The 10,122-nt window shown below is 64.0% G+C and carries 11 protein-coding genes; 8 read left to right on the top strand and 3 right to left on the bottom strand.

Annotated elements, in window-relative coordinates:
* From ACN6PJ_RS30475 to ACN6PJ_RS30440, 8 genes are all read left to right on the top strand, one after another.
* On the top strand, positions 1–203 hold a 203-nt coding region (locus tag ACN6PJ_RS30475; RefSeq protein ID WP_427999392.1), incomplete at its 5' end, for a hypothetical protein.
* Between the two features lie 9 nt (positions 204–212).
* Positions 213–2,693, top strand: a complete 2,481-nt coding sequence (locus ACN6PJ_RS30470; RefSeq protein WP_427999391.1) for a hypothetical protein — start codon at positions 213–215, stop codon at positions 2,691–2,693.
* Positions 2,693–3,055, top strand: coding sequence for a hypothetical protein (locus ACN6PJ_RS30465; RefSeq protein ID WP_410366870.1), 363 nt, complete (start codon positions 2,693–2,695; stop codon positions 3,053–3,055). Before ACN6PJ_RS30470 ends, ACN6PJ_RS30465 begins: the two co-directional genes overlap by 1 nt.
* Entirely contained in the window at positions 3,052–4,707 is a 1,656-nt protein-coding gene (gene terL, locus ACN6PJ_RS30460; RefSeq protein ID WP_427999390.1) for a phage terminase large subunit, read from the top strand. Before ACN6PJ_RS30465 ends, terL begins: the two co-directional genes overlap by 4 nt.
* A 38-nt stretch (positions 4,708–4,745) precedes the next feature.
* Positions 4,746–6,824 carry a hypothetical protein gene (locus ACN6PJ_RS30455; RefSeq protein ID WP_427999389.1) on the top strand — a complete coding sequence of 693 codons (2,079 nt, stop codon included), beginning with the start codon at positions 4,746–4,748 and terminating at the stop codon, positions 6,822–6,824.
* Positions 6,825–6,826: 2 nt separating this feature from the next.
* The gene (locus tag ACN6PJ_RS30450) at positions 6,827–7,111 is read left to right on the top strand and encodes a hypothetical protein (protein ID WP_427999388.1); all 285 of its coding nucleotides are present in this window, start codon (positions 6,827–6,829) and stop codon (positions 7,109–7,111) included.
* A complete protein-coding gene (locus ACN6PJ_RS30445; protein ID WP_427999387.1) occupies positions 7,108–7,602 on the top strand; it encodes a lysozyme in 495 nt (164 codons plus the stop codon). Before ACN6PJ_RS30450 ends, ACN6PJ_RS30445 begins: the two co-directional genes overlap by 4 nt.
* Entirely contained in the window at positions 7,581–8,120 is a 540-nt protein-coding gene (locus ACN6PJ_RS30440; RefSeq protein WP_427999386.1) for a DUF2514 family protein, read from the top strand. Before ACN6PJ_RS30445 ends, ACN6PJ_RS30440 begins: the two co-directional genes overlap by 22 nt.
* Here the strand turns inward: ACN6PJ_RS30440 and ACN6PJ_RS30435 are convergent.
* From ACN6PJ_RS30435 to ACN6PJ_RS30425, 3 genes are read right to left on the bottom strand one after another with little or no spacing between them, the layout of a single operon-like run.
* Entirely contained in the window at positions 8,114–8,308 is a 195-nt protein-coding gene (locus ACN6PJ_RS30435) for a hypothetical protein (RefSeq protein WP_427999385.1), read from the bottom strand. The two genes, ACN6PJ_RS30440 and ACN6PJ_RS30435, sit on opposite strands and share 7 nt — an antisense overlap.
* A 57-nt stretch (positions 8,309–8,365) precedes the next feature.
* Positions 8,366–8,584: a hypothetical protein gene (locus tag ACN6PJ_RS30430; RefSeq protein ID WP_427999384.1), complete on the bottom strand. Its 219-nt coding sequence runs from the start codon at positions 8,582–8,584 to the stop codon at positions 8,366–8,368.
* 11 nt (positions 8,585–8,595) lie between these two features.
* Positions 8,596–9,888 carry a tyrosine-type recombinase/integrase gene (locus ACN6PJ_RS30425; RefSeq protein WP_427999383.1) on the bottom strand — a complete coding sequence of 431 codons (1,293 nt, stop codon included), beginning with the start codon at positions 9,886–9,888 and terminating at the stop codon, positions 8,596–8,598.
* Positions 9,889–10,122: the final 234 nt, after the last annotated feature.

Raw genomic sequence — 10,122 nt, 5'->3', positions numbered from 1 at the left:
AAGCCACCAGCGACGCCTATGTCACGACGCGCCTGGCGGAAATCGAAGCCGCCCAGCCGGACCTGCCGGTGCGCATGGACGGCGATGCGGAAGACGTACCGCTCTCCGAGGCAATCCGCCGCCTGAACGAACAACTGGCCAAGGACGACGCCGACGCCGACCTACTGGCCGTGGCCGCCAACTGCTTCATCAGCGCGGCCTAAGGAATCGACATGCTGAAAAAATGTATCGACCAGGTGAACGCGGCTGCCGGCCGCACCCTTAGCCAGTCCGAAATAAAAGCGATCGATGACCGGGTCACTGGCACGGCGCAAGCGCTGGCCCGGCAAGACCGCGCCGCCTGGCTGGCGCTCACACCCGCTCAGCGCACCCTGGCCGCCGCCGAGCGCGCCATGCAGGACGCCCGGGCCGAAGCCCGCCTGAAGTTGCAGCGCCAGCAGCTCCAACTGGTCAAGCGCGCCGACGTGGACACGGAGATAGCTGGCATCCAGGATCTGTTCGGGGACAGCCGGTCCCGCGCCCTGGTTCGGCACATGGAGCAGACGGACGCCTACATCAAGGGCGTTAAGGACCAATACTGGTCGCAGCTGCGCAGCTTGTTCGATGCCGCGTCTTCGTCCAAGGGAGTGTCGGCGGGGCGCCGCGCGCTCCAGTTTCTGTTCGACGTCGAAAACCCGCAGATGACGCGTGACCTGGCCGTCGAGGTGTTCGCGCGCGGCGAGGGCGGCACGGGCAACAGGCTGGCGGTGGAAGCGGCCAAGGCCTGGGGAACGACAGTCGAGACGATGCGCCAGCGGTTCAACAACGCGGGCGGCGACGTCGGACGCCTGGAATACGGGTACCTGCCGCAGGGCAGCGACCAGGGCCGCGTGCTGGCCGCCGGTCAGGACACATGGGTGCAGCAGACGCTGCCGAAGCTGGACCGCAGCCGCTACGTGCGGCCGGATGGCCGGCTGATGGACGACGCGGAAATGACGGCATTCCTGCGCGCCACCTGGGAAACCCTGTCCTCGGGCGGGCTGAACAAGCTGGAGCCTGGCGGCTTTCGCGGCACTGGCGCGCGCGCCAACCGCGGCAGCCAAGCCCGGCAGCTCCACTGGCGCGACGGCCAGGCCTACGTCGAATACATGAGCGATTACGGCCAGGGCAGCATGTACGACGCCATGAACGGGCACATCTCTGGGCTGGCGCGGGATATCGCGCTGGTCGAGCGCTACGGCCCGAACCCGGCCCACCAGTTCCGGGTCCAGGCGGACATCGCCGAGAAACAGGACGGCGGCGTGAAGCGTTCCTTCATCAACGAGCCGCAGGCCTACTTCGACGTCCTGACCGGCAACGCCGGCGCAGTGCAGAACGCCAGCCTGGCGCGCGTCGCCTCGGATGTGCGCAACCTGAATGTTGCGTCGAAGCTGGGGCGCGCGGTATGGGCGTCGCTTTCCGATATTCCCACTTACCTGACGACCGCGGGCTACAACAAGCTTCCCTACTGGCAGGCGCTCAAGAACATCGGCGCCCAGGCCAGCGGCGAAACTCGGGAGTTCCTGAACGCGCACGGCCTGATCGCCGAGTCCCTTGTGTCCGACCTGAACCGGTTTTCCGGGGACCACATCCGAAATAACTGGTCCGGCAAGATTTCCAACAGCGTCATGAAGCTGTCGCTGATGAACGCCTGGACGGACAGCATGCGCCGCGCCTTCCAGATGACCATGATGGGCGGTCTTGGCAAGATGGCGGGCAAGGAGTGGGGCACGCTGACCGAGTGGGACCGTTCCCACCTTGCGCGCAAGGGCATCACTGAGGACGATTGGGCTGTCATCAGCCGGGTGCAGCCCACCGAGTACCGCGGGCAACAGTACCTGACGCCTGAGGCGATCATGGCCACCGGTGCCGACAATGCGCCGCAATTGGTCTCCAAGGTGCTGGGCCTGATCCGCGACGAGTCGGAATATGCGGTGATCAACCCTGATCTGGCGACGCGCGCGGCGCAGACCTGGGGCGGACAGCAGGCTGGCACGATCGGCGGCGAGCTCGCGCGCTCCGTCATGCAGTTCAAGAGCTTCCCGATGGCCATGATTTCCCGGCACTACCGCCGGATGATCGACGCACCGCGCGGGCTAGATGGCGCGCCCGCCGCGGCCAACCGCCTGGCCTACGGCACGGCCATCATGCTGGGCACCACCATTGCCGGCGGCGTCGCCTTCCAGATCAAGGAAATGCTGTCGGGCCGCGACCCCATCGCGGTGAACAGCGGCCGCTTCTGGTCCGAAGCTCTGCTGCAGGGAGGCGGCCTGTCCATCGTGGGCGACATGCTCTTCCAGGATCCGCGGGAAACCCCGGGCGGATTCGCCGCATCCGTGGGCGGCACCGTGCTGGGCCCGACTGCCGGAACGCTCTTCGACGTGGTTGGCCTGGGCGTCGAGAACGCATGGCGCGCGGCCAGCGGCGACGATCTGAACCTGGGCGCAGGCGCGGCACGCACGATCCGCGGCACTCTACCGTATCAGAACCTGTGGTGGCTGTCCGGCGCCATCGACCACACCTTCTTTCACGCCTTGCAAGAAAACCTCAGCCCGGGATACTTGAGCCGTGTGGAACGCCTCGCCGCGCGCCAGCACGATCAGGATTACTGGTGGCAGCTCGGCCCGGGCTTGCCGGAGCGTGGCCCCGACCTTTCCCAAGCCTGGAGCCGCTGATGCGTCAAGACCAATTCGAGCGCCTGACCGAGTATGCCGAGAAGCTCATCGACGTGCTGGTCCAGGAAATGAACCCGGACAACTGGCCGGGCCATGGGGTCGACCCGAACAAGATGGACGCGCAGACGCGGGGGGATCGCTTCTGGGCGAAGAAAAACCCCATCGCCACCGTCACGCTTGCCATGAAGCTGAATAGCCTGATCGACCTGACGCGGCGCCAGACGGCGGGCGACGGCGGCGCGGCGGCGGTGGACGATCACCCCGAGGCCGACGACGGGCTGGAAGGCGAGGTCAAGCGGGCAGAGAAGGAGGCGGCCAAGTTCCTGGAGAAGGTCCAGAAGGCGGCCGGCGCCACACGATGAAGCGCAAGATTTCCTTCCTGGCCTTCTTCCTGATGTGGGCGAAGGTGCAGGGCTGGACCGTTCCAGACCTGCACGTCCGGATTTGCCACTGGCTTGGAACTTGCAGCGACCCGGTGCGCGTGCTGCAGGTGTTCCGCGGTGCGGCCAAGTCCACCATCTACGCCGTATACAAAGCGTGGCAGCTCTATTGTGACGGCACCTGGGTGTCGCTTATCTGGGCGGCCGACGGGCCGCTGGCCAAGAAGCTGACCCGCGACACCATCAACGTGTTGCGCCGGCACCCCCTCTGTGGTGGCATGCTGCCCACCAAGCCCGGCTCGCAAATGTTCTGGGTGTCTGGTTCCAATGACCCTCGCAACGCCAGCATGACCGCCGTGGGCGTGAACCAGAACGTCACTAGCGCCCGGGCGCGCGACATCGATTACGACGACGTCGAGGTTCCGAAGAACATCAAAACGGCGGACGCCCGCGAGAACCTGCGCGCCAAGATCCAGGAAGCAACCTTCATCCTGGTGCCGGGGGGCCAGGAAACATACATCGGCACGCCGCACACGCACGATTCCATCTACCCGGAAATGATCGCGGGCGGCGCAGCGTCTCTGACCATCCCGCTGCTGGAAGACCAGATCCGGTACGAAGACACCACCAAGCGCACGCGCTACCCGGTCCCGTTCAAGCCGGCGGCCGATGGGCTGTACGTGATGCTGGGCATCTACAAGCATGCCCGGCTTCTGGTGGAAGGCAGCGGCTACCGGTACGAGCGCGGCGAGGTGGTATTCGCCCAGCCGCCGGGCGGCGCCGTGCTGGACATCTACGCGCGCTGCGCGTGGCCGGAGCGCTTCACGCGCGCGGAAATCGAGATCCGGCGCAAGAAGACCCGCACGCTGAACTATTGGGACTCCCAATACCAGCTCCAGGCCAAGCCCATCAAGGAGTCGAGATTGGACCCCGAAAAAATCAAGCCCTACGCCGTTCACCCGCGCGTCGAGCTCGCCAACCGTTCGGTGCGCATGATGCTAGGTAACGTCCAGATCGTCAGCGCCCGCGCCTATTGGGACTGCGCCCTGGGGAAAATCCGCGGCGACGTGTCGGCCTTTTCCCTAGTGCTGGACGACGCGGCGGGGAACGTTTACTGGCATGTCGCCGATGCCATGATGGGCGAGTTTGCCGAGTTTTCGGACGCGCGCAACGCCAAGATCATCGGGGGCCAGGTCATGCAGGCCTGCGCACTGATCGATCGCTTCAACATCCCCAACGTCTATGTCGAGACGAACGGCAACGGCGCCTTCGTCCCTCAGCTCCTGCGCCAGGCGCTCAAGCAGGAGGGGCTGAGCTGCGGGGTGACCGACGTGCAGGTCACCGGGCAGAAAAACCCGCGCATCCTCGATGGCCTGGAACCACCCATGAAATCGGGAGTCCTCTGGGCGCACGTGGACGTGCTGGACGGGCCCATGTGGGACCAGATGAAGGACTGGAATCCGGAAGTGCAGAACCAGCCAGACGACTATCTGGATAGCGGCGCGGGCGCCATCCTGCAGGCTCCGGTCCGCATCGGCCGGATGGTGAGGGAAAAAGCCGAGATTTCGGCCATGGGTGGGCGGGAAGATTGGCGCCCAACAGGGGGTGTGCACGAGGTCACCCTCGAAACCTAGCCGCCGGCAAGGCCGGCGCGTGCGCCGGAGTCCTTGCCGTGACCGTCCCTGCAAATCCCAATACCCGGACCGAGGCCGTAGGCAACGGCGTGACGGTCGTTTTCCCCTTCGATTTCCTGTGCTTGGAGGCGCGCGACATTCGGGTCTCCGTCTCCGATAGTGTCCTGGCGCCATCGCAGTACAGCGTAAGCGGCCTGGGCCAAGCGCAAGGCGGCACGGTGATGTTCGTGGTCCCGCCAGCCTCTGGCGCGCCGATCCTGATGGAATTGTCGGTCATTGCAGCTCGCGCGATCGACTACCAGGACAACGGCGACCTCTTCGCCGACACCGTCAATTTCGATTTTGACCGCCTCTGGCTTGCCATCAAGAGCGCCTTTGGCTGGATTCGCCGGGCGCTGGTGCTGGGCCCCTACGACGTCGACGGAATGGGCAGCTATCGCGCCAACAACAACCGAATCGAGGATCTCGGCGACCCAGTTGCAATGGCTGACGCAGTAAACAAGAAATACGTTGTTGATGCACTCTCGAACCTATCCACGGATGGGTCGGGGCAGTTTGTAGTGGAACGGCTGGCCGATGTTTTGATTCCCGCAAACGGCGCCGGCATGGTCGGATTTATTCAAGACGGAAGCGGAGCGATCCCCCAGACTGTTCGGCAGAAGCTGCTCAATCTCGATGTGACCGTGGAGGACTTCGGCGCCGTAGGCGACGGGATCACGGACGACAGCGCCGCGCTCTACGCGATGCACAACGCGCACGGGTACATCCGGCTCAAACGTCGCACGTATTATCTGGGGGATTCATTTTTCAGTATCGTCGGCGAAAAAGTCTGCGTCATTGGTGAGGGAAAAGCCGCATTCAACAATGCGACAACCCAGGCCGTAGACGGCACCGGCACTATCCTGCTGGGATCTCTGCTGCTGCGTGCAGACCACATGTACTGCGCCGACTTCACGGTGGACGTGTCGCGTTTTGCCACGAAGAAGGAAGGCTTCGTCGCTGACGCCCAGGTCGGGCGAGTGGGAGTTTCATGCGTGCTAGAGCGGCTGGGCAGCATCGCACGCACCGATGCCGACTCATCGCACGGCTTGCTCGTAGAGGGCTTCGCTCGCCACACCATCACCGATGTTGACGTCGCGAACCACAATTACGGAGTGGTATCCAAGAGCCGAGACGGCTTCATCAGCCGCGTGCGCGGACGCAACATCAAGACCGCGGTCGTCTACCCCAAATCCAGCTTGCCGGAAGTCGGCGGCGATGTTGCAGACGCCAGTGTGAACAACATCGAGATTCGCGATGTGCAAGGCCGCGGCGGTCTTTCGGATTACGGATGTGCGGTATGGATCCACGCCGAGGGCGTGAACGCCGTCAACATCCGCGTGAGCGGCGTTTATTATCTCGGCGGTCTGTGCGCTGTTCGCGTGCTCGGCACGTCGAGCGCGCCATACGTCGTGGATTGCACTATCAGTGACGTCGTGGGCGCGCAGAACTCCACCGCCGCTGTGATGATGGCCGGCACTACCTACGACACGCGCATACGCGGCGTCACTGCCGACAATCCCGCCAGCGGCCAGGCCGTATCAATCGATGCATCGAGTGTCAACTGGCTGCTTGAGAGCATCAACCTCATCGTCACGGATTCGGCGATCACCGGCACGGCTCCGGCTACGCTGCTCGGTTCCGGGCAGTGGGACAACTTCAACGTACGCAATGCCTTCCGCACCATGGTGCTGGCGACGGCCTGGGGCACGCAGCGCACCGGCAAGAAGTTCGGCCAGATCATCCTGAACGGGGAGGGCAATCTCACGCTCTCTGGCGGCGCCACCACCGTAGCCGGCGAGGTCACCCCGAATGCCGTCACGCTGGGCGACAACATGATCGCGCTCAACGGCGTGATCGGCGTTTCTGGCGTGACGGCTACCGGCCAGATCGCAAGCACGGGCGCCGGCATCAATATGGGCGGTGGGAAGTTCTTCATCTGCGCCGCCGTCACGACGTCCAACACCTATACCACCTTCCCGGTTTATGTGTCGGGGAGCGGTGTATCGGTCTTCTCGGTTCCCTCTGCCAGCAACATCAAGCAGATATACCTGGACTCCATACTGGTGCGGAGATAGGTATGGCCGACGAGCATCTGTCCGACGCGTTCATCAAATCGCTGCACGCGCGAGTCGTGCAAATGGAGCAAGACATGGCCCACAACGCGGAAGCTACCGCCAGGAACACGTCCTCCATCGAGACGATCCGCCAGAACACGCAGGACATCGTGGACACGTTCCAGGCTCTGTCGGGCGGCTTCAAGGTGCTGCAAGGGTTGGGCCGGCTGGCCAAACCCTTGGCCTACATCGTCGGCCTGGGCACCGCGATTATCACGGCGTACTCGGCGTGGCGAGGGATCAAATGATCCCAGCCGAGCTGAAACGCAAGATTCTGGTGGCGTCAGGCGCCGGCGCGCTCGCAATCGCTGGTGTACTGGTCGCGCATTTCGAACCGGGGAAGGTGCGGGGCAAGCCCTACATCGACCCGGTGGGCGTGCTGACCGTTTGCGACGGCCATACCGGGCCGGACATCGACCCGAAGCGGATCTACACGGACGCCGAATGCGATGCCTGGCGCGACGCCGATTTGGCGATTGCTGACGCGGCAGTGCGGCGCCTGATTACCGTGCCGCTGAACGATTGGCAGCGCGCCGCGCTCATCGACTACACCTACAACCTGGGCGCGGGCAACCTGGCCGAATCAACCATGCGCCGCAGATTCAACGCACGGGACTACGACGGTGGCTGCGCTGAACTGGACCGATGGGTAAAGGGGCGGGTTGGCGGCAAGCTGGTGACGCTGCCAGGCCTTGTCACGCGCCGTGAGGTGGACACATGGGTTTGCCTTCAGCGCTGATGGGCTGGAAGGGCTACGCCGCTGCCGCGCTCGCTGGCGCACTCATCGCTGGCGGCGCGGCCTGGATAGTGCGCAGCTGGTGGGCCGATGCGGACGAGGCGAAGGCCGAGGCGGCTTTCGCCAAGGAGCGATACGCCCAGGCCCAGGCCACTGTTACCGCCGTCGAGGCGGCCCGAGAAGAAGGACGGCGGCGCACTGCCGCGGTGGAGAATGCCCGTGATGATGCTCAGAAACAAGCTGCTGCCGCGGCTGCCGATGCTGCTGGTGTTCGCGGTGAGCTTGGCCGGTTGCGCGCCCGCACAAACGCGCTGGCTCACACCGCAGCCGCCCGAGATCCCGCCGCTGCCGACGGAAGCCCGGCAGGGGCCGATGCCGTCGATTTGCTCGCCTACATGCTCGGCCGGGTTGGCGAACGAGCTCAAGAGCTTGCGGGAATTGCAGACCGTGCCCGCATCGCGGGATTGACCTGCGAGCGGGCTTACGACAGCCTGCGAGCTATCGCACCCCGAGATCAATAAACCTTGGCTTCGTCCATGAGCGCGTCATGCGCACCCAATGCCCAGGATTTGTAATACAGCGTGCCATGGATGTGCGGGTTATGAACCTCGCCAGCTATCCATGCGCGGCGACCGGCTTGATAGGCGGTGCTGTCAATATTGGACGGGAAAAGCTTTTCCTTTATCCGTTTCAACAGTTGCTCAAACATAAAGCCTCCGATATGTGGCGCATAGTGTACCAATCTGCATCATGTTCTACTTTCGGCCTAAGCCTTCTCCGCGCGCTTCGCCTGCCAGAACCAGTGGCTGAACTTGCCGCGGCGGGCCTTCTGCTTGCGGAAGAACAGCCGGACCCGGCCGGCATGGCCCGCGTCGATGACGACCTCGTATTCCCGGTCCTCGGCGGTCCCAGCCGGCGGCAGCGTTTTCATGGCCTCGGCGACGTAGGGGCCAGGCACCTGTTCCAGAATTCCGTTGTCTTCCATGTTCTCTCGGCTCAGGACGCGGCGCGCAGTTGCACGACCTTGGGACGTCCGGGCTTCAGCTTAACCGGCCCCCAGGTGTTCGGGTCACCTACAAGCTTTGTCAGGTAGGCGCCCAGCATGTCGAATGCTTCGCGGCGCTGGGGCAGCATACGCTGGCGCTGATAGACCTTCACCAGCTTGGACTGCTCCATATGGTTCAGGCACTTTTCCACGACGTTCTCGGCAACGCCGAGCTCGCCCATGATGGTGGCGCCGGTGCGGCGCAGGTCGTGCGTAGTCCAGGGGCCGCCGGGTAACGACAGCTCGCCGCGCACGCCAAGCCCCTGGCCCTTGCTCGCGCTCTCCTGGCGCATGGTGGCTTGGTGGCTGAACGACCGGTATGAGACATGGCCGAGGCCGCCCTTGCCAGGAATTAGGTAGTCGCCGGGCCTTTCCTGCTGTCGGAGCACCGACAGCCAGTAGAGGGCGAAGTTCGAAAGCTGAATGGTGTGCTCGCGGTTGGATTTATTCTTCGACGCCGGGATCGTCCATTCCTGAGCATCCCAGTCGATCTCGCTTTCACGCACCGCGGCGATCTCGCCGGCGCGCGCCATCGTTGACAGCGCGATCCAGTAGGCCGCCTGCGCGTACAGCGTCATGCCGGTGGCCGCCAGCAGCTTGTCGCGCAGCATCAGGATTTCGTCCGCATCCAGTACGCGGTCGCGCACGACGTCCTTGCCGCCCACCGCGGCCTTCTTGATCAGCGCGGCCGGGTTCGCCTCTATCCATTCCCGTTCCGCGGCGTAGTCCAGCATCTGCTTGGTGTCGATGAGAACGCAGTTTGCCTGGGGGCCATGGCCGGCGCGCACGATCGGAGCCAGCAGTTCGAGGATTCGGGCCTTGGTCAATGATGCGATCCGATCTTGCCCGGCTGCCGCGAGAACGTGCCGCCCCATGCGCGAGCGGGACGCGTACACGCCTTTGGCGTTCCGTCGGTTCGAGAGGGAATCCCGTACCCAGACTTCGAACAGGGCTTGCACCGTCTCCGGTCGTCCCTCCACCTTCGAGCCGGGGTCAATACCCTTCTGCAACTGCTGGCGCATCTGCGCGGCTTTCAGCCTAGCCTCTTGCAGCGACACGTCGGGGTAAGGCCCGAGGGATTTCTTGGCCGGCTTGCCGGCGGCGGACGTGTACCGGAATATCCAGAGGCGGGAATCGTCTGGCCGGATCCGCAGGGACAGGCCGGCGCCATCGGTGAGCAGGTATTCCTTGTCACGCGGTTTCGCGGTGGTCACCTTTCGGTCGCTCAGGACGTTTGTTGCCATGCTGGGGCTCCGGGGTACATCTCAGGGTACAAGTTGGATCGCGCTTGGTGTGAACCGGCTTGCACTTGTTTTCACAAAAGTCGTTTTATATCATGAGCTTGAGAATTCGGCTTGAACTGGTTGATACCAGTCTGCACTCTAGAAATGTTACTACCGGGAATACGCCATGGGGTGGGGCACGGCGCAAGGCGAGAAAAGCCAGGCGCCGGAAGGGGTGGACTACGTGGAGGAACC

The organism is Achromobacter sp. (assembly GCF_050285585.1).
Classification (GTDB): Bacteria; Pseudomonadota; Gammaproteobacteria; order Burkholderiales; family Burkholderiaceae_B; genus Achromobacter.
This window is presented reverse-complemented; position numbering and strand designations above follow the sequence as displayed.

Coding starts and splice junctions, on each gene's coding strand:
- ACN6PJ_RS30450 (WP_427999388.1), top strand. CDS start 6,827: ATGGCCGACGAGCATCTGTCCGACGCGTTCATCAAATCGCTGCACGCG.
- ACN6PJ_RS30465 (WP_410366870.1), top strand. CDS start 2,693: ATGCGTCAAGACCAATTCGAGCGCCTGACCGAGTATGCCGAGAAGCTC.
- ACN6PJ_RS30470 (WP_427999391.1), top strand. CDS start 213: ATGCTGAAAAAATGTATCGACCAGGTGAACGCGGCTGCCGGCCGCACC.
- ACN6PJ_RS30425 (WP_427999383.1), bottom strand. CDS start 9,888: ATGGCAACAAACGTCCTGAGCGACCGAAAGGTGACCACCGCGAAACCG.
- ACN6PJ_RS30430 (WP_427999384.1), bottom strand. CDS start 8,584: ATGGAAGACAACGGAATTCTGGAACAGGTGCCTGGCCCCTACGTCGCC.
- ACN6PJ_RS30440 (WP_427999386.1), top strand. CDS start 7,581: ATGGGTTTGCCTTCAGCGCTGATGGGCTGGAAGGGCTACGCCGCTGCC.
- ACN6PJ_RS30445 (WP_427999387.1), top strand. CDS start 7,108: ATGATCCCAGCCGAGCTGAAACGCAAGATTCTGGTGGCGTCAGGCGCC.
- terL (WP_427999390.1), top strand. CDS start 3,052: ATGAAGCGCAAGATTTCCTTCCTGGCCTTCTTCCTGATGTGGGCGAAG.
- ACN6PJ_RS30435 (WP_427999385.1), bottom strand. CDS start 8,308: ATGTTTGAGCAACTGTTGAAACGGATAAAGGAAAAGCTTTTCCCGTCC.